Genomic DNA, 23,449 nt, shown 5'->3' with positions numbered 1-23,449 from the left:
CGCATGTACACCGCCAAAGGCCAGCTCGACCGCGACGCTTTGTTTCACCAGCATGTGCCGCTGGTGCGGCGCATTGCGCACCACATGATCGCGAAGCTGCCGCCCAATGTGGAGCTGGACGATCTGATCCAGGTGGGCCTGATCGGGCTCAATGATGCGCTGACGCGCTACGAAGTCACGCAAGGCGTGCAGTTCGAGACCTTTGCCACCCAGCGCATCCGCGGCGCCATGCTTGACGAGCTGCGCGAGAACGACTGGATGAGCCGCAGCTCGCGCAAGAGCCAGAAGGACATCGAACAGGCGGTGCGCCGCGCGGAGCAGAAGGCCGGCCGCTGCGCCACCGAGTCGGAGATTGCCCGGGAGCTGCAGATGGAGCTGGCCGACTACCAATCGCTGCTGGGCAAGGTGCGCGGCGCACAGCTGGTCTATCTGGAGGACATGGGCCACGCGAGCGATGAGGACGGTGGCAGCGACGGGTTTCTGGATCGCAACGTGGCCGACGAGGGGGCCGATCCGGTCACGCTGCTGCGTGAACAGGGCATACGCAGCGCGCTGGTGGCCGCCATCAAGCTGCTGCCCGAACGCGAGCAGCACATCATGGGCATGTACTACGAAGAGGACATGAACCTCAAGGAAATCGCCGCGGTGCTGGGCGTGACCGAATCGCGTGTGTGCCAACTGCACAGCCAAGCCGTGGCGCGCCTGCGCAACAAGATGCGCGAGCATTGACTTGATCGGCACATGCCTCAGGTGGCTGTTGCTCCTTCCCCATTGGGGATCTGCAGCACCTGAAGGTCAGCGTTCTGCGTGTGCGGGCCCCCATCCATGCCTTCCCCCAAAGGGGGAAGGAGTCTGAAATACGGCACGCATCTGGTGGCTTGGTCAGGATTCAACCGGGCGCGCGGTAGATCCTCGCCTTGCTGGCGTTCGATGGCCCATAGGTGACGGCATCGGCCGGGGGAAGCAGCGATGCCGCTTGCTGCCCGGTGATTGCCAGCATGCGCGCCAGTTGCTCGCGGGTGCTGCCCAGCCGTGCGCCCAGCGCCTGCAGGCGCAATGCGCAATCATGCGGCCGCTGGCTCTCGGTGGTTTGGGCCATCCAGTCGGCCAGTGCGCCCATAGCGGCGCGAACGGCCTGCGCACGCGCTGGCACGGCATCGGGGTTGGGCGAGGCAATGCTGGCCTGGAGCTCGGACAGCGCAGCTTCCAGTTGGTCCAGCGGGGTGCCCACAGGCATGGAGCCGTCTTGGGGTTCAGTGACTGCGACGCGCCTGCGCGTAGGACAGGGTTTCGGCGGCGTTTTCCAGCATCTTGTCCGCCACCGCTTCGGCGTTCACGCGAAAGCTCCCCTTTTCAATGGCGCTTTTGACGGCGGCCACCTTCTCGGCATTGAAATCGGTGGCGCTGCGCCCCAGCGCGGCCGTGAGCACGTTCTCTGAGAGCGTGACCGGCACGCCGGCGTTTCCCGCCTTGGCAGCGGAGCGTGCAGCGGTTTCAGCGGCAGGGGCGGGCGTGGCTGCAACCTTGGCCTGTTGCTTGGCGGCAGCGGTGTGCGACAGCGTGCTGGCAAGGTCTGCGTTGTTTCCGATTTTCATGACACTCTCCGCCGCCCCGGACATGGCATGGGGCCTGTAGGCAGGTTAACGGCAACTCCGCATCGATCTTGAGGGAATTTGTTGGCGGAGCACCAGTGCATCATAAAGCCGCTTCAATTGTTCCGTCAAAATTGACAATGCCGGATATTATCTTGCCATTGGCCATGCGTATGCGCACATTTTGCCCCGCAGCGCCGGCAGCCATTGCCTGGCCCGACGAGGTAACGGCAAAGCCCGGCCCCTGTACCCGGATCTGTACCGGCGCGCCGGCCTTGAACAGATAGGGCGCGCGCACCATGTTCTGGCGCAGTGCCTGCCCGGCGGAGAGCGGCAGTGCAGCGACCTGGCCCACCCAGGCCTGCGGGTTGGTCACCACCGCGGCGGGGTTGGCGGCCCAGTCCACTTCGGACTGCATGGCATCGCTTTCGGTCAGCGTGGCGCCGCTGGCGACGTTGCCGGTGAGCACCCAGGCCGGGCCAAAGGCCTGCACCGTGAGCGGCAGGAAAACGTTCCAGCGGGTTTCACCCTCCAGACAGCGCAAGCCCAGCCGGGTGCGCCCCCACAGGCGTGCGCCCGGGGGCAGATAGGGTTCCACGCGTTGGCACGGTGCGAGCCGCAGGCGTGAGTCGAGCTGCCCGACCTGGACCTGCATGCGCAGTGGCGAGGCATCGGCGGGCAGCTGGGCCAGCGCCTGGTCCACCCATTGCTGCGTCAGCGCCACCAGGTCCTGCGGCGTGTTCACCTGCTGCTGTGCATGCGCAGGCCACGCCAGCAGCAGCGAGAGAGCCGCGACGGTCATGACGTGCATCAGGCGAAATAGCTTCATGGTGCCCAACCTCCAGTCTTGCTTCAGTCCCGCACAGGGACTATGGGACGCCTGCCACTGTAGGGCAGTTGCCGGTGCGCTGAAGCGGGAAACAGCGGCCGGCAGCCAGCGCTTATTGCCCTTTAGAAATCGGCCGCGGTTTCCATAATCGACGCACGCCATGAAGTCCCCGTGGCCCTGACGACCCATCCTCTGCACCATGCGAGGCCAAAGCATGCTCGACAAACTGACCTCTTCGCTGAATCTGCAAGGCAACGCGCTGATGCTGCGCTCCGAACGCCAGCGCGTGCTCGCGAGCAATATTGCCAATGCCGATACGCCGGGCTACAAGGCGCGGGATTTCAAATTTGCCGACGCCTTGCAGCAGGCGGATGCGTCGTCGGCCGGCAGCCGGCTTGCCGCGCAGGGCACGAGCAACCCGCGCCATATCCCGCTGCATCCGGTGGCTTCCGGGCCGCAGCAGCCCGGCTATGCGCTGCAGACCGAGCCGGCGCTGGACAACAACAGCGTGGACATGGACCGCGAGCGTGCGGCCTTCATGGACAACGCGGTGCGCTACGAGGCCACGCTGCGCTTCATCAATTACCAGTCGCGCACGCTGCAGAGTGCGATCACCGGCCAGTAGCCGCTGCACTGAGGAGCCGCCATGTCGATGTTCTCCATCTTCAACATTTCCGCCAGCGCCATCGGCGCGCAGGCGCAGCGCCTGAACGTGGTGGCCAGCAATCTGGCCAACGTCGACGCGGTGGCAGGCCCCGATGGTCAGAGCTACAAGGCGCGCCAGGTGGTATTCCAGACCACGCCCATGGGCACGGATGGCGCTGCCGGCGTGAAGGTCTCCACCATCCAGGAAAGCGATACGCCCGGGCGGCGCGTGCTGGATCCGACCAACCCGCTGGCCGATGGGGAGGGGTATGTGACGCATTCCAACGTCAACGCGGTGGAGGAGATGGTCAACATGATCTCCGCCTCGCGCGCCTACCAGAACAACGTCGAGGTGATGAACACGGCCAAGGGGCTGCTGCTCAAGACCTTGCAGATGGGCCAGTGAGCCCCGGAGCCATCCCATGTTCATGAGCCCCATAGACACCAGCGCGCTCGATGCCGGCGCCGCGAGCACGTCCAGCACCACGCAGAAAAATACCGACCCGAACGCGATGCAGGACCGGTTCCTCAAGCTGCTGGTGGCGCAGCTGCAGCACCAGGACCCGATGAATCCGATGGACAACGCGCAAATGACGACGCAGATGGCGCAGATCAACACCGTCACCGGCATTCAGCAGCTCAACCAGACGGTGCAGTCGCTGTCGCAGCAGTTCGCCGGCATGCAGCAGCTGGCGGGCGTCTCGCTGATTGGCCGCTCGGTCTTGGCCGAGGGCGATGCATTGAGCGTCAGCGCCGGCAAGGGCCAGGGACTGTTCGATCTGGACCAGGCGGCGACCGACGTGAAGGTGGAAGTCGTCACCCCCGGCGGCAACGTGGTTGGCAGCGTGCCGCTGGGTGCGCAGGGCGGCGGACGCCACGCCTTTGAGTGGGATGCGAGCGGCTACAGCGGCGACGCCAGTGCGCTGCATTACCGCGTCGTTGCCGCCAACGGCAAGGATGCCGTGACCGCCACGCCGCTGATGCAGCAGCCGGTGCTCGCCACGGGTACCGACGCCAAGGGCCTCACGCTGACGTTGGGCAATGGCTCCACCGTCGCCTATTCCGCCATTCGTGGCGTTGTCTGACACCAGCCCAGCGATTTTCAGGAGCACACCATGGGATTCCAGCAAGGATTGACCGGTCTCAACGCTGCCAGCAAGAACCTGGACGTGATCGGCCACAACATCGCCAACTCGCAAACCGTGGGCTTCAAGGCCTCGCGCACCGAGTTCGCCGAGATGGTGGCCACGGCCATCGGCTCGGCGGGCGGCAACAACGCCGGCATCGGCGTGCAGGTGGATGCGGTGGCGCAGCAGTTCACCCAGGGCAATATTTCCATTACCGGCAACAACCTGGATGTGGCCATCAACGGCAATGGCTTCTTCCAGGTGAGGCAGCCCGATGGCAGCATGGCCTACACGCGCGCCGGCAATTTCAAGCTCGATGACAAGGGCAACGTCCTGACCAACAACATGGCGCAGCTCATGGGCTACCCGGTCGATCCGCTGACGGGGCAGCGCAGCGCCAGCTCGCCCACCCCGATGGTGTTCCCGGCCGGTGCGCCGATCGCGGCCAAGGTGACGGAGAACGTCGTGGTGTCGATGAACCTGGATGCGCGCGCCACCGATGCGGCGGGCAGCGCCGGCCCGCCCCCGATTGCCGCGACGCCGCGCTCGGCCTATGGCACTTCGGTCAACGTCTACGACAGCCAGGGCGTGGCCGTGCCTGTCAGTCTGTATTTCCAGAAGACGGCAACGTCCAACACCTGGGACATCTACGACAAGCTCGATGACCCGACGGCGACGCCGCCCGTGGTGGCGACGCCGGTGGGACAGCTGGTGTTCGACGGCACGGGCGTGCTGACCAGCGGCTCGCCACTGACGCTGACCGTGGACCCGGCACTGACCAACCCGAACAACCCGCCAGCGCCGTTCCCGGTCACCATTGACCTGAGCAAGGCGACGCAGTTCGGCACCAAATTCGCCGTCACCGAACTCACCCAGGATGGCTACACCTCGGGGCAGCTGACCGGCATCAACATCGGCCCGGATGGCACCATTCTCACGCGCTATTCCAATGGCGTGAGCCGCCCCGAGGGGCAGATTGCACTGGCCTCGTTTCGCAACACGCAAGGCTTGGCGGACGTAGGCAACAACCTGTGGATGGAGACCTTCAGCTCGGGCCAACCCATCATGGGCACTCCGACCAGCGGCAACTTCGGCGCCCTGCGCGCCGGGGCGCTGGAGGATTCCAATGTCGACCTGACGGCCGAACTGGTGAACATGATGACCGCGCAGCGCGCCTACCAGGCCAATGCGCAGACCATCAAGACGCAGGACCAGGTGATGTCCACGCTGGTCAACCTGCGGTGATGAAGCAAGGCTGAGGAGCACGCGCCATGGATCGCATCATCTACACCTCGATGACGGGCGCCAACGCCTCGATGAACCGCCAGGCGGTGCTGGCCAACAATCTGGCGAATGCCTCCACCACGGGTTTTCGTGCCGAGATGGCGAATTTCCGCTCGGTGCCCATGCAGGGCGACGGCGCCAAGACGCGGGTGTTTGCGCTTGAGGCGACATCCGGCCATCGCACCAGCGCCGGCCCGGCGCAGACCACCGGCCGGCCGCTCGATGCCATGGCGGTCGGCAATGCCTGGTTTGCGGTGCAGGGACTCGACGGTACCGAGGCCTACACGCGCGCCGGCGACTTCCAGGTGACGGCGCAAGGGCAACTGGTCACCGGCAACGGTTTGTCGGTGCTTTCCGACGGCGGCGCGCCGATCGACATCCCGCAGGGGGCCGACATCGTGCTCGGTGGCGATGGCACCGTCACTGCCAAGCTGCAGGGCCAGCCGGCGCAGGCGGTGGGGCGGCTGAAGCTGGCCACCGAAACGGCCGATACGCCGCTCAAACGCGGCGATGACGGATTGTTTCGCACCGCGGCCGGTGACCCGCTGGCGCAGGACCCGAACGCCCAGATGCGCGCCGGCATGCTCGAAGGCTCCAATGTGAACGCGGTGGAGTGCATGGTCGGGATGATCGCGGCGGCGCGGCAGTTCGAGCAGCAGATGAAGCTCTTGCAGACGGCGGAGAGCGACGACAAGAGCGCCGGGCGCTTGCTCAGCCTCAACGGATAAGGAGTTTTCGCCATGATGAATTCGCTCTGGATCGCCAAGACCGGCATGACGGCGCAGCAGACGCAGCTGGACGTGATCTCGCACAACCTGGCCAACGTCTCCACCACCGGCTTCAAGCGCAACAACGCGGTGTTCGAGGACCTCGTCTATCAGAACCTGCGCCAGGTCGGCGCGCAGACCGACGAGCAAAACCAGCTGCCCACCGGATTGCATCTGGGCCTGGGCGTGAACGTGGTGGCCACCAGCCGCAAGTTCACGCAGGGCAGCCTGCAACAGACCGACAACAATCTGGATGTGGCGATCGACGGCAAGGGTTTCCTTGAAATTTCCATGCCCGATGGCACCACGGCCTACACGCGCGATGGTTCGTTCAAGCTCGATTCCCAGGGGCGGGTGGTCACTTCCAACGGCCTGCCCGTGGCGCCGGGCCTGACGGTGCCGCCGGACACCAAGGCCATCAGCATTGCGCAAGATGGCACGGTCTCGGTCACCGTCGCCGGCAATGCCGCGCCGCAGCAGATTGGTCAGCTCACGATGTCCAGCTTCATCAACCCGGCCGGACTGGAGCCGGTGGGGCAGAACCTGTTCAAGGAGTCGGCCGCCTCGGGTGCGCCACAGCAGGGCCAGCCCGGCACCAATGGGCTGGGGATCATCAAGCAGGGTTTCGTCGAGAACTCCAACGTCAACGTGGTGGAGGAACTCATCAACATGATCCAGACCCAGCGCGCCTACGACCTCAACTCCAAGGCGGTGCAGACCAGCGATCAGATGCTCTCGCGTCTGTCGCAACTTTGACGGGGGGCCACCATGCTTGTCCGCTTGCTTTCCTGCGCCCTGGCATTGCTCGCTGCCGGCTGTGCCAGCATCAATCCGCCGCCACCGGTGGATGTGCTGCCCACCGAGCCGCCGCGCCTGGCGCCCGCACCGCAGGCCACGGGGCCGGCCTCTGGCAGCCTTTTCAACTCCGCTACCTACCGCCCGGTGATGGAGGATCAGCGCGCGCGGTTCGTCGGCGATCTGGTGACGATCGAAATCCTCGAAACCATAGATGCCAAGCAAAACAGCCAGTCCAACGTCGGCCGCACCTCCAAAAACAGCGGCAGCATCACGGCGCTGCCGCTGCTGGCGCCCGGGGCGGTCAGCAAGATTGCCGGGCGCAGCGGCATCGGCGCGGGCTACGACAGCGACTTCAGTGGCAAGGGCGATACCAGCAGCACCAACCAGTTCAAGAGCAGCGTCACCGCCATCGTCTCCGAGGTGCTGCCCAACGGCAATCTGGTCATCACCGGCGAAAAGCAGGTGGGCGTGAACCGCGCCGTCGATGTGCTGCGTTTTTCGGGCATCGTCGATCCGCGCCATCTGCGCCGCGGCCCCAACGGGCACACCGGCAACGTCATCGATTCGCAGTATGTGGCCAATGTGCGCGTGATCTCGCGCGGTCTGGGCGAGCAGGCCGAGGTGCAGGCCATGGGCTGGCTGGCACGCGCGTTCAACAGCATTACCCCCTTCTGAGGCCGTGATGCGGTGGGCGACTCTGGCGCGCTGGTGGTTGCTGTGGCTGTGCTGCAGCCTGACCGTCGGTGCAGGCGCGCAGGATTTTCGTGATCCGGCGCAGCAGCGCTTTGCCGTCTGGCCCAACATCGCGGTGGTGCGCGCCTCCGACCTCGCCGAATACGCGCAGGATCGCCAGGCGATTGCCAATCTGCACGCGGGCAAGGGCGATCCGGAAAAGTTGGTCGCCGCTCTGCAGGCGGTCGACACCCTGCAGGCACATGCCCAGCAAGGCGCACTCAACGAGCTCGGGCGCAGCCTGAACGTGCAGCTGATCGCCGAGCTTGATGCGCTCGCGCGCCAGCGCGGGATGGCCAACCCCAAGCTGCATTTTGATTTCGCCGACATCACGCCGCAGCAGCTGCAGCGGCCCATGGTGCTCGATGACCTCAAAAAGCGCATCGACCGCGTGCAGCTGGCGGGCTACATCACCTATACACGGCTGGATGGCAACCTGGTGCAGGCCACGTTCACGCTGGTGAAGCTGCGCAGCGGCGCCTCGCAAAGCTTTTCTGCCACGGTGCCGGTGAACCTGCTGGCCAAGACGCTGGCCACGCAGGTGTTCGACTATTTTGAGGGCGCGCGCTTTTCCGCCCACCGCCGGCCCGCCAGTGCGGGCGAGTGGATTGCCGCCGCGCCCGGGCATATGGACCGGCTGGTGTCGCGCGAGGTGGCGGTGCGCTACTGCGCCACGCAAGGCGCGGTGCTGCCCACCGCCGCCGAGCTGGAGATGGCCGAGGCGGCGGGCTTTTATGGCGGCGGCGTGGCCTTGCGCGAAGGCGGTATGTACCACGTGCAAAGCGGCCTGTACGACACCGCGCTGGCGCAGGATGGCGATTCGCGCGTGCGCCCGAATTTCATCGCCAGCGTGCCCAATGGGCTGTATTACTGCGTGCGCCATGCGGCGCCCGTGCAGGCGGCCAAGGCGGTGCGAGGCAAAGCGCAACAGTGATTCATGAAAGATAGCTGGTAGCGATTGACTACAGGGCGTTTGAGCCACTTTTCAGGCTCTTTTAGCGATTATTGATGATGCATCCGTTACCCCATCGCCAAAGCCAGCATTGCAGCGGGTTGCACGCCGCCAGCAGGCGCGCGATCGAGCACGCGAAACCAGCCCAGGTAAGAAGCGAGGTACTTGGTGCAGACCCCCTTGAAGCGCACCATCCACTGACGCAGGCGACTGACAAAGGCGTTGACGTTCTGCACATGCCACGGCCCACTGACCGGCCCATGCCTGCTGACGTTGACCGCGCGGTGTTCAACACCAAGGGCCCGGGCGGCGCACGCCAAGGTGCGGCTTGCATCAGTGCACAAGATGGCGTCACGTGCCAGTCGCGGCCCGAGAGCCGCTTGCACGCTCTGCGCCTTGCTCGTGTCCAGGATCAGATTGGCTGTCGCCCCAGAGCGATCGCGGGCCATGAGCACCGGGGTGTATTCGCTGCCCTTGCAGCCAGCAAGGGCCTTGCCCCCGCGTCGACGCGCCCGGCGCAACAGCCCCCTTTGCCCCTTGGCGGAGACGAGAAAGTAGGACTCATCGGCCTCGGCAATGCCGCGCAAGCTCTTGGCCTGCAGCGCCTTGGCGCAGCAGAGAAACCGATGGCGCCAGCGAAAGGCGGTGCTTTGCGCAACGTGCAGGCGCCGCGCCACCTGGCTCAATGTCAGGCCTTGGCTGAGCGCACTGGCATGCGCCGCCCATTTGCCGCGCAGGTGCAGGTGCGCCAGAGGTGTGCCGCTGAGCGCATTAAAGGTGCGCTGGCACTGGCGACACTTGTAGCGCTGCAGACCACTGGCCGAGCCGTTTTTGACGATATGCGTGCTGGCACAGTGCGGGCAGGCAGGGTGCTCGCCAATGCGTGCTTGAGCGACGGCGCTGGCCAGGTCGCGTGCGCTCAATGCTTCAAGCGCTTGCATGAGCGCCTGGCGCTGATGGTGCGTGAGCGCAGGCAAGCGACCCATGAGTCGCGCCATCTGCTGCTGTCTCATTGCTTTCTCCCAGAGCGGGCGCTTGCGCGCCCTCACTCCCAAGGTGTGGGCAAAAGAGCGCTGAGCAAGAGGCATCACTAATATCCGCTATAAGAGCCACTTTTCATCAAAACTCTGCAATGCTGCAAAAGCAGCGCTCAAACGCCCAACAGCGCGATGAAAGCCTGGTTTTTCGCACTTTAGAAATCCGCCAGGCTGCCCACAATGGGCGCATGAGATCCCTGTCACCATCCTCCTTGTTGCCGTGGCTGCTGGCCTTGCTGCTGCTGGCGTGGCTGGCTCCCGCACAAGCGGCGCGGGTCAAGGAGATCGCGGCGGTGCAGGGTGTGCGCAGCAACCAGCTTTCGGGCTATGGCCTGGTAGTGGGGCTGGACGGCACGGGCGACCAATCCACGCAGATGCCGTTCACGGCGCAGGCCATGGCCAACTACCTGCAGCAGATGGGCATCTCGCTGCCGCCCGGCACTACGGCGCCGCAGCTCAAGAACGTGGCCACCGTGGTGGTCACGGCGGAGCTGCCGGCCTTTGCGCAGCCCGGGCAGGCGATTGACGTGGTGGTGTCTTCCATCGGCAATGCCAAATCGCTGCGCGGCGGCACGCTGATTGCCACGCCGCTGCGCGGTGCCGATGGGCAGATCTACGCGCTGGCGCAGGGCAACCTGGTGGTGGGCGGCGCAGGTGCGTCGGCCGGTGGCTCCAAGGTGCAGATCAACCATTTGAGCGCCGGGCGCATCCCCGAGGGTGCGCAGGTGGAGCGCAGCGTACCCACGCCGCTGAACGATGGTGACACGATCACGCTGGGGCTCAATGCCTCGGATTTCCAGATGGCGCGCAAGGTGGCGCTGGCCATCAATGCACGCTCCGGTCCCGGCACGGCGATGGCGCTCGATGGCCGCACGGTGCAGGTGAAGGCGCCGGTGAATCCCGGTGCGCGCGTCGCCTTCATTGCCGAGCTGGAGGAGTTGCAACTGCCCGATTCCACGCCCGCTGCCAAGGTGGTCATCAACGCGCGCACCGGCTCGGTGGTGCTCAATCAGGCGGTGACGCTGGGACCCTGCGCGATCGCGCACGGCAACCTCTCGGTCACGATCAGCAGCACGCCCGTCATCAGCCAGCCCAACCCGCTGTCGCAGGGCCAGACCGTGGTGGCGCAGCAAAGCGCGATCACCATCCAGCAGCAGGGCGGGCAGGTGCAGCAGATGCCAGCCTCGCCGCAGCTGGCGGACGTGGTGCGCTCGCTCAACGCACTGGGTGCCACGCCGCAAGACCTGCTGGCCATCCTGCAGGCCATCAAGGCCGCGGGCGCGCTCAACGCGGAGCTGGAGGTGATTTGATGGCTCTCTCGCCGACAGTCGTGGGTTCTGCAGGCCTGGCCGCCGATGGCCGCGGCCTGGATGCGCTCAAGCTGCAGGCGGCGCAGGGCGATGTGCAGGCGCAGCGCGCCGCGCTCAAGGAAGCCTCGCGCCAGCTTGAATCGCTCTTCATGCGCGAGTTGCTCAAGAGCATGCGCGAGTCGACCAAGCAGCTCAATCCCGACAGTGGCGGCGAAGGGGGCCTGGCCACGGATTTGTTCGATCAGCAGATGTCGGTGCAGATGGCAGGCCAGCCCGGTGGCCTGGCGGGCCTGATTCAGCGCGAGCTCTCGCGTCAGCTGGGCGCCAGCGAGGCCGCCAGCGCACCGGCCGGCGCGGCTTCAGCGCTGGGCAAGAGCACGTTCCGCTTTGCCGGTACGGCCGCACCCACGGCGCCATCGAAAGGCCGTGACGATTTCGTTCAGCAACACCGCGCCGCGGCGGAGCGCGTGGCGCAGGAAAGCGGCATTCCCGCCGCCTTCATGCTCGGTCAGGCGGGGCACGAAACCGGCTGGGGCAGGAGCGCCATCCAGACGGCGGGCGGCGGCAACTCGCACAACCTGTTCGGCATCAAGGCCACCGGTGGCTGGACCGGCAAGGTGGCGCAGGTGACCACCACCGAATATGTCGATGGCGAGCCGCGCAAGGTGGTGGCGAAGTTCCGCGCCTACGACTCCTACGAGGAATCGTTTCGCGACTACGCGCGACTCATCACGGACAACCCGCGCTACGAAAAGGCGCAGGCGGTGGCGAAGTCGGGCTCGGCCCAGGCCTATGCGGCCGAACTGCAGAAGGCCGGCTACGCGACCGATCCGCAGTACGCCAGCAAGCTCAGTCGCGCCATCCAGAGCACGCTGTCAGTGGCGCGCGGCGCAGGCGGTACACAGGCATGACGAGGGCTGAGCCATGAGTGGGCTTCTTGACGTCGGCGCACGCGCCCTGATGGCCAACCAGGTGGCGCTGCAGACCGCGGGCCACAACATTTCCAACGTGAATGTGGCGGGCTACTCGCGCCAGAAGGTGGTGCTCAATTCGGTGGAAGGCCAATTCACCGGCGGCGGGTACATCGGCAAGGGGGTGAGTGTCACCACCGTGCTGCGCGACCACGATGAGTTGCTGACGCGCCAGGCGGCGGCGGCGCAATCGGTGCAGGCGGGTGATGGGGTGCGCTCGCAGCGCCTGCTGCAGTTGCAGAACATCTTTCAGGGCGGAACGCAGGGCCTGGGGGCGTCGATCAACGACATGCTCAATTCGCTCGGCGATGTCGTCAGCTCGCCGACCGACCTCACCGCCCGCATGGTGTCGCTCACGCGCATGGACGAGATGGCGGCGCGCATGCGTTCGGGCGCCCAGCAGCTGCAGGAGCTGGGTTACGCGGTGGACCAGCAGCTGGCGAGCGACATGGACCATGTCAATACGCTCGCCAGAAACATCGCCGCCGTGAACGAGCAGATTGCGAGCGCCAAGGGCAATGGCCAGACGCCCAACGACCTGCTGGACAAGCGCGACCAGCTGATCCGTGAGCTCAACCAGTATGTGCAAACGACGCAGATACCGGCCGATGACGGCACCATGGGTGTGTTCGTCGGCGGCAGCCAGGCGCTGGTGCTGGGCAACGTGGCCGCCAGCCTCTCGGTGCGCGAGTCGCAAAGCTTTCCGGGCAGCGGCCAGCGCGCGCTGTACTTCACGCCACCGGGTGGCAGGCCGATAGAGATGAGCACGGATTTGCTCGGCGGCGGGGAAGTGACCGGTCTGATGCGCTTTGCCAATACCGATTTGACGGACGCCGGCAACATGCTGGGGCGCATGGCGCTGAGCATTGGCCAAACCCTCAATGCCCAGCAGGCCAACGGACTGACGCTGGATGGCGTGGCCGGTAATCCGCTGTTTTCGGTGCCGGTCAGCATGCCCGGATACAGCAGCAACCCGGCGACGGTCGGGACGGTGGCCTTCACCAATCCCGCCGCGTTCGCCGCTTCGGATTACGAAGTGCGCTTCACCACGCCGCCGGCGGGCGTGGTGGTGCGCCTTTCGGACAACCAGGTCACGAACGTGGCTGATTTCACCGTCGGCCAGGTGGTTGATGGACTGAATTTCCAGTTCACCGCGCCAGGCGCCGCCGGTGAACGTGTGCTGTTCAAACCGTTTTCCAGCGCCGCGGGAAGCATTCAGGCTCTGGTGAAATCGCCGCGCGATCTGGCGGCCGCCAACCCGATCAACGCTGCCATGGGTACGACCAACACCGGCACGCTGCAGTTGGCGGGGCTGCAGGTGGGCGCGGGGTTTACCCCGCCGCCACTGGGCGATACGGCGCTTCCGCCGACCTATCCGGGCGGCATCCAGCTGCGCTTTACCGCGGCGGGGACGTTTGACGTGCTCGATCGCGGCAGCAACCCGCCGACCACGCTGGCCACGGCGCAGAGCTATGTGCCCGGCCAGCCGATCACGGTCAATGGCTGGAGCATCACCCTGCAGGGCACGCCGCAGGTGGGCGACACGGTGAACGTTGGCAATGCCAGCGATCCCCAGTATGGCGACTGGTATACGCGTGACGCGGGCAACGCCAAGGCCTTGATGAATCTGCGCGACACCAAGCTGTTTGACGAATCCACCATGGCCGACGGCTACGCCAGCCTCATGGCGCAAGTGGGTACGCGCACGCAAAGCGCGCTTTACGCGGCCCAGGTCTCCGGCCAGATCGCCGACAACCTGGAGGCGAGCCGCACCGCGGTCTCGGGCGTGAACCTGGACGAGGAGGCTTCCAAGCTGATCCAGTACCAGCAGGCCTACCAGGCCTCGGCCAAGGTGCTGCAGATTGCGCAGAACATCTTTGACAACCTGATCTCGGTCATCAGCCGATAGGGAGGACGGCCATGGCAGACAGTTTCTACCGCGTTGGCACGGCCAACATGTACGACAGCGCGATCCGCAACCTCGGTACGCGGCAGAAATCGCTGGTGGATCTGCAGGAAAACCTCACCAGCGGCAAGCGCGTGGTGCGACCCAGTGACGATCCGGTGGCTGCCGCCCAGGCCGAGCGCGCACTCACGCGGCTCACGCGTATCCAGGCCGAGCAGCGCCAGCTGGAAATCCAGAAGGGCAACGTGGCCCAGGCCGAATCGACGCTGGGCGACGCGGTGGGTCTGGTGCAAGAGATCCGCCAGGCCATCGTTGCGGCCGGCGGCGGTACGCTGACGCAGGACGATCGCAAGACCTACGCCATGCAGCTGCAGAGCCTGCAAGACCAGCTCAAGGAAGTCATCAACCGCAAGGATGTCAACGGCATGCCGCTGCTGGGGTCGCTGGGCAGTGCGCTGGCGCCCTTTGTCGGACCGCTGCCGGGCGCGCCGGACTATGTTTTCAACGGTCTGCCGGGCCAGGGCGCCAGCGAGGGTGTGGCGATAGCGTCGCAGATGGATGGCCATGCGGCGCTGATGTTCGATCCGGTACGCGACGGCGTCTACACCGCCACGCTTGCGCGTGGCAGCGCGACGAGCACCATGTTTTCCAGTGCGGTGCAGACCTCCAATCTGCCACAGCTCGATGGTGCAAGCTATGCGCTGCAGGTGACGGGCGTGACGAGCTCGGGTGGCACCACGTCAGTGAATTACTCGCTGACCAAGACTGCGCGCGACGGCACCGTGACCACCAGCACCGGCAGCACGCCGGCCGTGCTCAGCGGCCAGGCTATGCCGGTCACCATCACCGAGGGGCTGGATACGGTGCTGCAGTTCACGCTGCAGGGAACACCCGCCATAGGAGATACGGTGAGCGTTGCGCCCAGCGCCAGCCTGATGAGCAGCGTGCAAAGTGCCATCAACGGCATTGCCAATGCGCCCGACAGCATCCTGGCGGCGCAGGCCAGCAATTCGGCGCTCGCCAGCATCGATGCCGGCCTGCAGCGCCTGAGCAATGTGCGCGGCTATGCCGGCGAGTTGCTCAACCGCGCGGACCGCATCTCGGGCGACCAGGAGAGCCGCTCCATCCAGCTCGAAGGCGACCGCTCGCGTGCCGAGGACCTGGACATGGTCAAGGGCATTTCCGATTTTCAGAATGCCAATGTGGGCTACGAGGCCGCGCTCAAGTCCTACGCCTCGGTGCAGAAGCTGTCGCTGTTCAACTTCATCAATTGATGCACGGCCGCCTGCTCCGTGGGGCCGATCGCGGACAATAGCTCGAAGGCATCACCTTCGCTTCAAGGCCCATGGTTCAATCGGTTCTAGGCAGTCTGGTTCTGGGGTATCGCCCGTTGTGGAACGGGGCGCGCCGCATGGCGGGCGTGCAATTGTTCGTCGAAGGCGAGGCGCAGGTGGCCGTGGATGCGCTGCATCTGCTGCGCACGATAGAAGAACTGTGGACGTCTTCTTCCCCGCCGCTGCTGCTGGCGCCGCGTACGCCCCAGATCCTGGCCGACTGGCTGCAGCATGCGCCGCCCGGCTCGCCGCCGATCGAAGTGACCGACGCCTGGCTGGCCGATGCCGCCCTGCTGGCGCGTGCGCGCGCGGCGCAGCGCAGGGGGCTCAAGCTGGTCTGGAGCGGGCCACTGGCGCGCCTGCCTGAGCCGGAGGTCGCGAGCCTGTTCTACACCAGCATCCTCATGCTGGACCCCGGCGATGCCGTGGCGGCGTTGAACGCCGGCAAGGCCGCCGTCGCCAAGGCTGGCGCGTCTGCGGCCAGCCCCATCATTGCCGGGCAGATGTACGACGGCGTGGCCAGCCGCGCGCTGATGGCGCATTGCCTGGACCAGGGCAACGCTCTGGCACTGGCAGGCTGGCCGATCGAGGATGTGCTCTACAGCCTGCGCCACCAGCCGCTGCAGGCGGCACATGAGGTGGTGCTCAAGCTGCTCAAGGCGATTGACGACGAGCAGTCGATCGACGGCCAGGAGCAGATCCTGGGCGAAGACCCGCTGCTCGCCTACCGCTTCATGACCTACACCAATTCGGCCGCGCTGGGGCTGCGCACCGGGGTTGATTCGCTGCGCCGTGGCCTGGTGATGATGGGCTACGGCTCCATCAGCCGCTGGCTCGGTGACCAGCTGCCCAATGCATCCACCGAACCGGACCTGCGCCCGGTGCGCGAGACCATGGTGCTGCGCGCCCGCCTGGCCGAGCAGCTCATCGAAGCCGGTGTCGGCAAGGATCTGCGCGCCGAGATGTATCTGTGCGCGCTGTTCTCCCAGCTCGATGCGCTGCTGGGCGAACCGCTGGGCACGATCTTGCGCCGCCTGCCCTTGTCGGACCGCGTCTACGACGCGGCCGTGCTGCACACCGGCCCCTATGCGCCCAGCCTGGACATGGCGGTGGCGCTGGAAGGCGAGGACAGCGCCGTGGTGCGCCAGCTGTGCGAGGCGCACGAATTCGACCGCGAGCAGCTCAACCGCAATTTGCTGCACATGCTGCGCGCCTGCGTGGTCCAGCGCTCAAGAGGTGCATGATCGGGTTTCCGAAGGAGACCCCCGTGCCCGACATTCATTCGCTTGCAGCCACGCCACTGTGCCATTTGCTGGGCTGCCGCCAGCCGCTGATTCTGGCCGGCATGGGTGGCGTGGCACGCGCCGAGCTCGCAGCGGCCGTCAGCGGTTTTGGCGGCTTCGGCTTTCTCGGCATGGTGCGCGAGCCGCTGGCGCTCATCGAGCGCGAGGTGGCCCAGGTGCGGCGCCTGACGGACCAGCCCTTTGGCGTGAACCTGATTCCGGCGGGCACGGCGCGTGCGTTGCTGCGCTCGCAAGTCGACCTGTGCATCGCTTTGGGCGTGTCCGCGGTCGAGCTGTTCTGGGACATCGACGCATGGGTGATCGAGCGGCTGCGCAGCGCCGGTATCACCGTGGTGCACCAGGTGGGTTCGGCCAGGGACGCGCTGCACGCGCAAGCCGCCGGCGCGCACGCGCTGATCGCGCAGGGCGTGGAGGCTGGTGGCCATGTCTGGGGCCGCCAGCCTTTGCTGCCCTTGCTCGACGAGGTGCTGGGTTGCGTCGGCATTCCCGTGGCCGCGGCCGGCGGGCTGGCCGACGGCCGCGATGTCGGGCGCGTGCTGGCGCAGGGGGCGCAGGCCGCCGTGCTGGGCACCGCGTTGATGGCAACCACCGAATCGTTCGCGCACGAGGTGCACAAGCAGCGCCTGGTCTCGGGCAAGGCCGCAGACACCCTGCTGACCGAAGACTTCCATGTCAACTGGCCGCCCCACGCCGCGGTGCGCGTGCTGCCCAATGCGGTCACGCGCGGCGAGCGCGGCGACCCGTTCACCAGCGCGCCGCAGGTGATCGGCGAAGAAGAAGGCCGCCCGATCTACCTCTTCAGCACCGATTCGCCCTTGCGCTCCATGACCGGCGAGCTCGAAACCATGGCCTTGTACGCAGGCAAGGGCATTGATCGCATCAGCGCCATCGTCCCGGCAGCCGAGCGGCTGCGGCAGATCGCGGAAGCTGCGGCGGCGCACCTGCGCCTGGTGGGCAATGCGGTGCAGCCGCTGGCCTCGCCGGTCTGTTATGCCGCCGAAGTGCAGCAGGGTGAACGCCAGCCGGTGGTGGCTGCGCTGCAAGACTTGCTGCTGCGCGAGCGGGCGCTGACGCAGTTGGTGTTCGAGAGCCTGCGCGAGGCGCAGGGCACCGCCTTGCATCCATGCCTCGCATCCTTGCTGCACGAACAGGCCAAGGCGTGTGGGGTGCTGGTGCGCGCTTTGCGTGCCCTGGACGCCCGGCCGGATGCTGTGCCAAGCGGGCTGTGTGAACAGGGCCGGTCGATGCCGGACGTGCAGGAACGGTTGCAGTGGCTCACGGGTGTACGCCGTGAGATGGCGCAGCAATGGCAGGGGTTGGCAGGTCAGCTCGACGGCTCATGCGCGCTGGCCTGCGCGGAAGTGAGCCGCCTGTACCAGGCCGCCCTGGCGCCGGTGGAAATGGGCGGCGACTAGACCGGCGGCGGTCCGTCAAAAATTCCTATAGTGCATGCCTCGCTCGCGCACCATGCCGCCTTCATGCCCCTGACCGAATTCACCGCCCTGTTTCTTCTGGCCACGGCCATGAGCTTCACGCCCGGGCCCAACACCTCGCTGGCGACGGCGATTGCCGCCAACCGGGGGCTCAGGCCGGCGCTGCGCTTCGTGCTGGCGGTGCCGGTGGGCTGGTGTCTGATGCTGCTGCTGTGCTTTGCCGGGCTGGGCGCGGCGGTGCTGGCGCTGCCCGCGCTGCGCTGGGCCATCAAGGCGGCGGGCATTGCCTACCTGCTGTGGCTGGCCTGGCGGCTGACGCGCTCGGCGCGCATGGCGCAGGCGGATGGCTCGCATCTTTTGGTGGGTTTCTGGGAGGGCGTGCTGCTGCAGTTCGTCAACATCAAGGCGTGGCTGATGCTGCTGGCCATCGTGGCCAGCTGGATCATCGGCCGCGACGATGGCGGCGCGCGCCTGTTGCTGGTGATACCCGTCATGGCCGGCTTTGCCTTTGCCAGCAACTTTGCCTATGCGGCGCTGGGCGCGCTGCTGCGCGGCTGGCTGGCCCGGGGGCAGCGCCTGCTCTGGTTCAACCGCGGCATGGGGCTGGTGCTGGCGCTGACGGCGCTGTGGATGCTTGCCGCGTAGGTGACAGCAGGACGGGCCCGGCGTCGCCGCCGGGACAAGCGCGCGCCGGGGCGCTCGGGACAATCGCCGCTCATGGGAACGCTCCACCTTGTGCGCCACGGGCAAGCCTCGTTTGGCGCCGCCAACTACGACGAACTGACCGCGCGTGGCAGCGTGCAGGCGCGGCGCCTGGGCGCACACTGGCGCTCGCATGGCCAGCGTTTCGATGCGGTGTTCACCGGCACGCTCAAGCGCCACGCGCAGACGCTCGCCGGCATAGGCGAGGCATTGCCGGGCCTGCCCCCGGCCGTTGCGGTGCCGGGGCTGGACGAGTACGACAGCCTGGCGCTGATCCATGCTATCCACCCCGAGCCGCTGGAAAAGGCGGATACGCCCGAGCGCTATCGGGCGCATTTCAGGCTGCTGTGCGACGCGCTGGCGCAATGGATGGCGGGCACCATCAGCCCGCACGGCATGCCGGACTGGGAGGCGTTTTCCGCCGGTGTGCACGGGTTGCTGGAGCAAGTGCGCCATGGGCACAGGGATCAGCAGGTGCTGGTGGTGTCCAGCGGCGGGCCGATTTCGACGGCGGTGGCGCAGGTGCTGGGTCTGACGCCCGAAGTCGGCATCGCGCTCAACATGCGGCTGCGCAACAGCGCCATCAGTGAGTTGAGCATCAGCGCCAGGCGCCTGATGCTGCAGACCTTCAACACCGTGCCGCATCTGTCGGCGCCCGACGATGCGACTTTGATCACTCACGCCTGAGGTCGTCGCGCCAGCGTATCCGGCGCCAGTGCGTGCAGCTCGAGCAGCAATTGCGCCAGCGCCTTCGCCGCAGCCTGCACCACCTGCGCGCCCTTGTCGGCACTGGCCGATGGCGCATTGCCGACGGCACCGCTGGCGTTGTAGTCCTCGATGGCCCAACCCATCTTCGCGCTCTTGCCGTTGCCGAGGATGGCGTGGCGCGCGGCGCGGTCCTGCGAGCTTGAATGCCAGTCGCGCGCATGCTCCATGCGCACGAGGTGTGGCGCCAGGTGCAGCATCATCGAAGTCTCTATCGCCCCGGCGTGGATGCCGAAGCGGTGCTCTTCGGCGCTGAAAAGGTTCTCTACCGCTGCGGGCAGCGGCAGGTCAAACCAGCTGCAGCGGTAGACCAGCAGATCGTGGCGCTGGCGCAGCGTGCGCGCGGCGATGTCCATCGGCGCGACGTTGCCGCCGTGGCTGTTGAGCAGCAGCAGTTTGGAGATGCCGGCGCGCGCCACCGCGGCGCCGATCTCGCCCCAGAGCGCCAGCACGGTTTCTGGCGCCAGCGAGAGCGTGCCCGGGTAGGACAGGTGCTCGGTCGAAAGGCCTATGGCTTGCTGGGGCAGCAGCAGCAGCGGCAGATCGGCGGGCAGCAACGCCAGCGCGGCGTCGATCACGCCGTGCAGCAGTGCCGCATCCACGTTCAAGGGCAGATGCGGCCCGTGCTGCTCAATCGCCGCCACCGGCAGTACCGCCACGGTCCGCGCTGCAAGCCCCGAATCGCGCGCCTCGGCGAAATCGCGCGTGCAAAGCTCGGCCCAGTGGCGTGACGGATAGGACATGCGCCAATGGTAATCAAGAGCCGTGGTGCCCGTGCGCCGCGGCGGGGGCCGGGCCTGCGGGCGCCCGCTGGAGCACCGGCACCTGCAGCGTTTGCGTGAGCGCGGCGCCGGCGGCATCCTTGAACTGCAGGGTGATGGCAATGGTGCTGCCCGCCGCCAGCGGCTGCTTGAGATCCATCAGCATGAGGTGGTTGCCGCCGGGCGTGAGCGTGACGCTCTGGTGCGCCGGCAACGCCAGTGCGGGCAGGTGCTGCATGCGCATGGTGTTGCCCTCGAGTTTCATTTCGTGCACCTGGGCCACGCCAGCGACCGGCGTGGAGGCGCCCACCAGTTCGAGGGCCTGGGGTGATTGCAGCGTCATGAACGCGCCGGTGCCGCCCTGACCCGGGACGGTGGCGCGCACCCAGGCGCCGGAGATGGAGACAGCAGGGGTTTGGGCCAGCGCGCTGGAGGTGGCGCAGGCCAGCGCCACGATCGCGCTGCGCAAGAGAAATGGGGACATGGGAAGAGACTCTGAAAATGCGAAAACAGGCCTGGGGCGGCACAAGCGCCGGCACCAGGAGGCGTGGTTGTGGCAGTCAGAGCCCGGGTGATGCGCGCGCCGGCGGCAGGGCAAAGCGCCAGACGGCTGGCGTGCTGCCGGCAACGGGGCGCAATGCCACGGCGGGTGCCACGGCGGTGGCGGGTGGCATGCTCCACGCCGCGGGCGGCGGCGCCGTCGGCAGGCACAGCGGGCAGTGCATCAGCGCGCCGCCGGCCGGCAGGCCGTCAGCGCTCGCGGCTAGCGCGGACCCACCGGCGCTGCTGCAGACATCCGGCCAGCCCTGTGCGTAGGCCAGAGGCGCGGCCGCGGCGACCATCACCGTCAGGGTAAACCATGCCAGCAGCCCGCGGCCCGGCAGGCCGGCGGTCATCTGGCGAAGGCGCACGAAAAAGGGCATGGTGGCGCATGATAACCACGCCGGCAGCCATCGCTAAGATGCGCCAGTGCACCGCAGCCGGAACCAATTGCGGTGCACCCGCTCCCATGTAACGCCATGTTCAGTCGATTGCCGTCATTTTTCCGCCAATTTCTTTTTTTGATAGCTGCTGGCGCCCTGTGCACGGGCGCAAATGCCCAATTTCAGCTCAAAAAGACAGCCATGCCCGCTGCCAGCAGCGTGGTCACGACTGACCATGTGCGGGCCGAGCTCGTGGCGCAGGCGCCGGAGGGGGTGGCGCCGGGCAAGCCACTCACCCTGGGCCTGCTGCTCACGCACCAGCCCGAGTGGCACACCTACTGGCTCAATCCAGGCGATTCCGGCCTGCCCACGCAGTTGCAATGGCAGCTTCCGGCTGGCCTGGACGCAGGTGAGATCGCCTGGCCGTTGCCACGCAAGATCCCCATAGGCACGCTGGCCAACTACGGCTATGAGGGGCAAGTGCTGTTGCCGGTGCCGGTCACGGTCTCCAGCATGTTCCAGCCAGCGCCGGGAGAGACGCAAGCCACGTTTCATCTGCAGGCCGCCTGGTTGGTGTGCCGCATGGAGTGCGTGCCGGAAGAGGGCAACTTCACGTTGCAGGTGCCGCTGGCGGGCACGACGGCGCCCAATGCGGCAGCCTTTGCCGCGGCCGCGCAGGCACACCCGGGCGACATGAATGCCCGGGAGAGCAGCGCGCAGGTGGAGCAGGATGCGCTGGTGCTGCGCGTGCAGCATCTGCCGCAGACCTGGCAGGGCAAGCGGCTCGAGGTCTTTCCTGAAACGCCCGAGGTGGTGGATAACGCCAAGGACCCGGTGCAGCAGTGGGACGGTGCCACCTGGACGGCACGTGTGCCGATCTCGCCCGAGCGTGCCGCCAGCCCCGAGGCGATGGATCTGGTGCTGGCCCAGGGCGGCACGGGCTGGCGTGTGCGTCTGCCGGTGGCGGGCGCGTGGCCGGCGGTCAAGGCGCTGCCTGCCTCCCTGAGCGTGTCACAGACTGCGGCGCCGGTAGCAGCTCCAGTGCCCGGCCGTGCGCCGCTGGAGGCTTGGCTGCTGGCGCTCGTCGGAGCCTTGGTTGGGGGGGTACTGCTCAACCTCATGCCCTGCGTTTTTCCGATTCTGGCGGTCAAAGTCGTCGGCTTTGCGCGGCATGCGGGCAATCTGCGCGCGCAGCGCATGGGTGGGCTGGCCTACACCGCGGGCGTGGTGCTCTCCTTCCTGGCGCTGGGGGCGTTGATGCTCATGCTGCGTACGGCGGGCGAGGCCGTGGGCTGGGGCTTTCAGTTGCAATCGCCGCTGGTGGTGGCCTTGCTGGCCGCCTTGTTCACGCTGATTGGCCTGAACCTGGCGGGATTGTTCGAGGTCGGCATGCTGCTGCCTTCGCGCTGGGCGGCGACGCAGGCCAGGAATCCGGTGACCGATGCCTTTTTCACCGGCGTGCTGACGGTGGCGGTGGCATCCCCTTGCACCGCGCCTTTCATGGGTGCGTCGCTTGGTCTCACGCTGGCGCTGCCGGCGGTGCAGGCGCTGGCGATTTTTGCCGTGCTGGGGCTGGGTCTGGCGGCGCCCTATCTGCTGGCGAGCTGGTGGCCCGCGGTGGCAGGCTTGCTGCCGCGGCCCGGCGCCTGGATGCAGACGCTGCGCCAGCTGCTGGCCTTTCCCATGTTTGCCACCGTGGCGTGGCTGGTCTGGGTACTGGGCCAGCAAAGCGGCATCGATGGCGCAGGCGCGCTGCTGGTGCTGCTGGTGCTGCTGGCGCTGGTGGTGTGGGCCTTCACGCTGAGTGGCCGTACGCGTACGGTTTTTGCTTCTTTATCAATAGCGGCTTGCGCATGGCTGGCAAGCGCTTTGGGCCCGAAAATCATTGAAATGCACACGCCTGCGGCGGCGCAGTCTGCGCAGGCTGGCGGTTGGCAGCCGTGGCGCGCCGGGCTGCCGGCCGAGCTGCTGGCCCAGGGGCAGCCGGTGTTTGTCGACTACACCGCCGCCTGGTGCGTGACCTGCCAGTACAACAAGAAAACCACGCTGGCAAACGCCGGTGTGCGCCAGGATTTTGCGGACAAAAAGGTGGCGCTGCTGCTGGCCGACTGGACGCGGCGCGATCCGGCCATCACCGCCTCGCTGGCATCGCTGGGCAGGAGCGGCGTGCCGCTGTATGTGCTCTATGCGCCTGGCAGGCAGCCGGTGGTGTTCAGCGAAATCCTCGGGGTGCGCGAATTGCGGGACGCCATGGCGGCGCTTTGAGGCACCGCTGAA

25 protein-coding genes are annotated in these 23,449 nt (G+C 66.8%); 18 read left to right on the top strand and 7 right to left on the bottom strand.

Translation table 11 applies throughout. The features are described from left to right. Window positions 1-3 precede the first annotated feature (3 nt). The gene (locus ABS45_RS13325) at window positions 4-729 is read left to right on the top strand and encodes an RNA polymerase sigma factor FliA (protein ID WP_291556150.1); all 726 of its coding nucleotides are present in this window, start codon (window positions 4-6) and stop codon (window positions 727-729) included. Between the two features lie 160 nt (window positions 730-889). On the opposite strand, the gene ABS45_RS13320 is transcribed toward ABS45_RS13325, so the two are convergent. The 3 genes from ABS45_RS13320 to flgA all read right to left on the bottom strand — a co-directional run bounded on the left by ABS45_RS13320 (window position 890) and on the right by flgA (window position 2,421). Then, the gene (locus ABS45_RS13320; RefSeq protein WP_291556149.1) at window positions 890-1,237 is read right to left on the bottom strand and encodes a hypothetical protein; all 348 of its coding nucleotides are present in this window, start codon (window positions 1,235-1,237) and stop codon (window positions 890-892) included. A gap of 16 nt (window positions 1,238-1,253) precedes the next feature. Next, entirely contained in the window at window positions 1,254-1,595 is a 342-nt protein-coding gene (gene flgM, locus ABS45_RS13315) for a flagellar biosynthesis anti-sigma factor FlgM (RefSeq protein WP_291556147.1), read from the bottom strand. A gap of 100 nt (window positions 1,596-1,695) precedes the next feature. Further along, entirely contained in the window at window positions 1,696-2,421 is a 726-nt protein-coding gene (flgA, locus tag ABS45_RS13310) for a flagellar basal body P-ring formation chaperone FlgA (RefSeq protein WP_291556145.1), read from the bottom strand. Window positions 2,422-2,635: 214 nt separating this feature from the next. Here flgA and flgB point away from each other — a divergent pair, with 214 nt between their 5' ends. Genes flgB through ABS45_RS13270 form a run of 8 tightly spaced genes read left to right on the top strand, consistent with a single transcriptional unit; the run spans window position 2,636 to window position 8,708 of the window. Next, window positions 2,636-3,046 (top strand): flagellar basal body rod protein FlgB, encoded by a 411-nt coding sequence (gene flgB / locus ABS45_RS13305; RefSeq protein ID WP_291556143.1) that lies wholly within the window; start codon window positions 2,636-2,638, stop codon window positions 3,044-3,046. A gap of 21 nt (window positions 3,047-3,067) precedes the next feature. Next, window positions 3,068-3,472 carry a flagellar basal body rod protein FlgC gene (gene flgC / locus ABS45_RS13300; protein ID WP_291556140.1) on the top strand — a complete coding sequence of 135 codons (405 nt, stop codon included), beginning with the start codon at window positions 3,068-3,070 and terminating at the stop codon, window positions 3,470-3,472. A gap of 16 nt (window positions 3,473-3,488) precedes the next feature. Further along, entirely contained in the window at window positions 3,489-4,151 is a 663-nt protein-coding gene (locus tag ABS45_RS13295) for a flagellar hook capping FlgD N-terminal domain-containing protein (protein WP_291556138.1), read from the top strand. A 30-nt stretch (window positions 4,152-4,181) separates the two neighbouring features. Further along, a complete protein-coding gene (gene flgE, locus ABS45_RS13290) occupies window positions 4,182-5,438 on the top strand; it encodes a flagellar hook protein FlgE (protein WP_291556136.1) in 1,257 nt (418 codons plus the stop codon). A gap of 26 nt (window positions 5,439-5,464) precedes the next feature. After that, on the top strand, window positions 5,465-6,205 hold the full coding sequence (gene flgF / locus ABS45_RS13285; RefSeq protein WP_291556133.1) for a flagellar basal-body rod protein FlgF: 741 nt from the start codon (window positions 5,465-5,467) through the stop codon (window positions 6,203-6,205). 12 nt (window positions 6,206-6,217) lie between these two features. Beyond that, a complete protein-coding gene (gene flgG, locus ABS45_RS13280) occupies window positions 6,218-7,000 on the top strand; it encodes a flagellar basal-body rod protein FlgG (RefSeq protein WP_291556131.1) in 783 nt (260 codons plus the stop codon). Between the two features lie 12 nt (window positions 7,001-7,012). Continuing rightward, window positions 7,013-7,717: a flagellar basal body L-ring protein FlgH gene (locus tag ABS45_RS13275; protein ID WP_291556129.1), complete on the top strand. Its 705-nt coding sequence runs from the start codon at window positions 7,013-7,015 to the stop codon at window positions 7,715-7,717. 7 nt (window positions 7,718-7,724) lie between these two features. Further along, on the top strand, window positions 7,725-8,708 hold the full coding sequence (locus ABS45_RS13270; RefSeq protein ID WP_291556127.1) for a hypothetical protein: 984 nt from the start codon (window positions 7,725-7,727) through the stop codon (window positions 8,706-8,708). An 86-nt stretch (window positions 8,709-8,794) separates the two neighbouring features. On the opposite strand, the gene ABS45_RS13265 is transcribed toward ABS45_RS13270, so the two are convergent. Further along, window positions 8,795-9,739, bottom strand: coding sequence for an IS1595 family transposase (locus tag ABS45_RS13265; RefSeq protein WP_291556125.1), 945 nt, complete (start codon window positions 9,737-9,739; stop codon window positions 8,795-8,797). A gap of 212 nt (window positions 9,740-9,951) precedes the next feature. On the opposite strand from ABS45_RS13265, the gene ABS45_RS13260 reads away from it, so the two are divergent. The 8 genes from ABS45_RS13260 to ABS45_RS13225 all read left to right on the top strand — a co-directional run bounded on the left by ABS45_RS13260 (window position 9,952) and on the right by ABS45_RS13225 (window position 19,410). Then, on the top strand, window positions 9,952-11,073 hold the full coding sequence (locus ABS45_RS13260) for a flagellar basal body P-ring protein FlgI (RefSeq protein ID WP_291556123.1): 1,122 nt from the start codon (window positions 9,952-9,954) through the stop codon (window positions 11,071-11,073). Then, entirely contained in the window at window positions 11,073-11,984 is a 912-nt protein-coding gene (flgJ, locus tag ABS45_RS13255; protein ID WP_291556120.1) for a flagellar assembly peptidoglycan hydrolase FlgJ, read from the top strand. The genes ABS45_RS13260 and flgJ overlap by 1 nt, the downstream gene beginning before the upstream one ends. A 13-nt stretch (window positions 11,985-11,997) precedes the next feature. Further along, window positions 11,998-13,953, top strand: a complete 1,956-nt coding sequence (flgK, locus tag ABS45_RS13250; RefSeq protein WP_291556118.1) for a flagellar hook-associated protein FlgK — start codon at window positions 11,998-12,000, stop codon at window positions 13,951-13,953. Between the two features lie 11 nt (window positions 13,954-13,964). After that, window positions 13,965-15,224, top strand: a complete 1,260-nt coding sequence (flgL, locus tag ABS45_RS13245) for a flagellar hook-associated protein FlgL (protein WP_291556116.1) — start codon at window positions 13,965-13,967, stop codon at window positions 15,222-15,224. Window positions 15,225-15,295: 71 nt separating this feature from the next. Continuing rightward, entirely contained in the window at window positions 15,296-16,528 is a 1,233-nt protein-coding gene (locus ABS45_RS13240; protein WP_291556115.1) for an HDOD domain-containing protein, read from the top strand. Between the two features lie 23 nt (window positions 16,529-16,551). Next, entirely contained in the window at window positions 16,552-18,003 is a 1,452-nt protein-coding gene (locus tag ABS45_RS13235) for a nitronate monooxygenase (protein ID WP_291556113.1), read from the top strand. A 63-nt stretch (window positions 18,004-18,066) separates the two neighbouring features. Then, complete coding sequence (locus tag ABS45_RS13230; RefSeq protein ID WP_291556111.1) at window positions 18,067-18,666, top strand: LysE family translocator; 600 nt, start codon at window positions 18,067-18,069, stop codon at window positions 18,664-18,666. Window positions 18,667-18,738: 72 nt separating this feature from the next. Further along, window positions 18,739-19,410 carry a histidine phosphatase family protein gene (locus tag ABS45_RS13225; RefSeq protein WP_291556109.1) on the top strand — a complete coding sequence of 224 codons (672 nt, stop codon included), beginning with the start codon at window positions 18,739-18,741 and terminating at the stop codon, window positions 19,408-19,410. On the opposite strand, the gene ABS45_RS13220 is transcribed toward ABS45_RS13225, so the two are convergent. The 3 genes from ABS45_RS13220 to ABS45_RS13210 form a co-directional block, all read right to left on the bottom strand. Continuing rightward, window positions 19,401-20,231 (bottom strand): creatininase family protein, encoded by an 831-nt coding sequence (locus ABS45_RS13220; RefSeq protein ID WP_291556106.1) that lies wholly within the window; start codon window positions 20,229-20,231, stop codon window positions 19,401-19,403. The two genes, ABS45_RS13225 and ABS45_RS13220, sit on opposite strands and share 10 nt — an antisense overlap. Window positions 20,232-20,244: 13 nt before the next feature. Then, window positions 20,245-20,733 (bottom strand): copper chaperone PCu(A)C, encoded by a 489-nt coding sequence (locus ABS45_RS13215; protein ID WP_291556104.1) that lies wholly within the window; start codon window positions 20,731-20,733, stop codon window positions 20,245-20,247. Between the two features lie 76 nt (window positions 20,734-20,809). Beyond that, complete coding sequence (locus ABS45_RS13210) at window positions 20,810-21,172, bottom strand: hypothetical protein (RefSeq protein ID WP_291556102.1); 363 nt, start codon at window positions 21,170-21,172, stop codon at window positions 20,810-20,812. 201 nt (window positions 21,173-21,373) lie between these two features. Between ABS45_RS13210 and ABS45_RS13205 the strand changes: the two genes are divergently transcribed. Further along, complete coding sequence (locus ABS45_RS13205; RefSeq protein WP_291556100.1) at window positions 21,374-23,437, top strand: protein-disulfide reductase DsbD domain-containing protein; 2,064 nt, start codon at window positions 21,374-21,376, stop codon at window positions 23,435-23,437. Window positions 23,438-23,449 lie beyond the last annotated feature (12 nt).

It is taken from the genome of Comamonas sp. SCN 65-56 (assembly GCF_001724135.1).
Taxonomy (GTDB): domain Bacteria; phylum Pseudomonadota; class Gammaproteobacteria; order Burkholderiales; family Burkholderiaceae_C; genus Comamonas_C.
This window is presented reverse-complemented; position numbering and strand designations above follow the sequence as displayed.

Excerpts from the sequence above, each read along its gene's own strand:
- flgF (WP_291556133.1), top strand. The coding sequence starts at position 5,465 with ATGGATCGCATCATCTACACCTCGATGACGGGCGCCAACGCCTCGATG.
- ABS45_RS13215 (WP_291556104.1), bottom strand. The coding sequence starts at position 20,733 with ATGTCCCCATTTCTCTTGCGCAGCGCGATCGTGGCGCTGGCCTGCGCC.
- ABS45_RS13220 (WP_291556106.1), bottom strand. The coding sequence starts at position 20,231 with ATGTCCTATCCGTCACGCCACTGGGCCGAGCTTTGCACGCGCGATTTC.
- ABS45_RS13295 (WP_291556138.1), top strand. The coding sequence starts at position 3,489 with ATGTTCATGAGCCCCATAGACACCAGCGCGCTCGATGCCGGCGCCGCG.
- ABS45_RS13270 (WP_291556127.1), top strand. The coding sequence starts at position 7,725 with ATGCGGTGGGCGACTCTGGCGCGCTGGTGGTTGCTGTGGCTGTGCTGC.
- ABS45_RS13240 (WP_291556115.1), top strand. The coding sequence starts at position 15,296 with ATGGTTCAATCGGTTCTAGGCAGTCTGGTTCTGGGGTATCGCCCGTTG.
- ABS45_RS13265 (WP_291556125.1), bottom strand. The coding sequence starts at position 9,739 with ATGAGACAGCAGCAGATGGCGCGACTCATGGGTCGCTTGCCTGCGCTC.
- ABS45_RS13320 (WP_291556149.1), bottom strand. The coding sequence starts at position 1,237 with ATGCCTGTGGGCACCCCGCTGGACCAACTGGAAGCTGCGCTGTCCGAG.
- ABS45_RS13230 (WP_291556111.1), top strand. The coding sequence starts at position 18,067 with ATGCCCCTGACCGAATTCACCGCCCTGTTTCTTCTGGCCACGGCCATG.
- flgK (WP_291556118.1), top strand. The coding sequence starts at position 11,998 with ATGAGTGGGCTTCTTGACGTCGGCGCACGCGCCCTGATGGCCAACCAG.
- ABS45_RS13325 (WP_291556150.1), top strand. The coding sequence starts at position 4 with ATGTACACCGCCAAAGGCCAGCTCGACCGCGACGCTTTGTTTCACCAG.
- ABS45_RS13275 (WP_291556129.1), top strand. The coding sequence starts at position 7,013 with ATGCTTGTCCGCTTGCTTTCCTGCGCCCTGGCATTGCTCGCTGCCGGC.
- flgL (WP_291556116.1), top strand. The coding sequence starts at position 13,965 with ATGGCAGACAGTTTCTACCGCGTTGGCACGGCCAACATGTACGACAGC.
- flgA (WP_291556145.1), bottom strand. The coding sequence starts at position 2,421 with ATGAAGCTATTTCGCCTGATGCACGTCATGACCGTCGCGGCTCTCTCG.
- ABS45_RS13205 (WP_291556100.1), top strand. The coding sequence starts at position 21,374 with ATGCCCGCTGCCAGCAGCGTGGTCACGACTGACCATGTGCGGGCCGAG.
- flgG (WP_291556131.1), top strand. The coding sequence starts at position 6,218 with ATGATGAATTCGCTCTGGATCGCCAAGACCGGCATGACGGCGCAGCAG.
- ABS45_RS13260 (WP_291556123.1), top strand. The coding sequence starts at position 9,952 with ATGAGATCCCTGTCACCATCCTCCTTGTTGCCGTGGCTGCTGGCCTTG.
- flgB (WP_291556143.1), top strand. The coding sequence starts at position 2,636 with ATGCTCGACAAACTGACCTCTTCGCTGAATCTGCAAGGCAACGCGCTG.
- flgC (WP_291556140.1), top strand. The coding sequence starts at position 3,068 with ATGTCGATGTTCTCCATCTTCAACATTTCCGCCAGCGCCATCGGCGCG.
- flgM (WP_291556147.1), bottom strand. The coding sequence starts at position 1,595 with ATGAAAATCGGAAACAACGCAGACCTTGCCAGCACGCTGTCGCACACC.
- flgE (WP_291556136.1), top strand. The coding sequence starts at position 4,182 with ATGGGATTCCAGCAAGGATTGACCGGTCTCAACGCTGCCAGCAAGAAC.
- flgJ (WP_291556120.1), top strand. The coding sequence starts at position 11,073 with ATGGCTCTCTCGCCGACAGTCGTGGGTTCTGCAGGCCTGGCCGCCGAT.
- ABS45_RS13225 (WP_291556109.1), top strand. The coding sequence starts at position 18,739 with ATGGGAACGCTCCACCTTGTGCGCCACGGGCAAGCCTCGTTTGGCGCC.
- ABS45_RS13210 (WP_291556102.1), bottom strand. The coding sequence starts at position 21,172 with ATGCCCTTTTTCGTGCGCCTTCGCCAGATGACCGCCGGCCTGCCGGGC.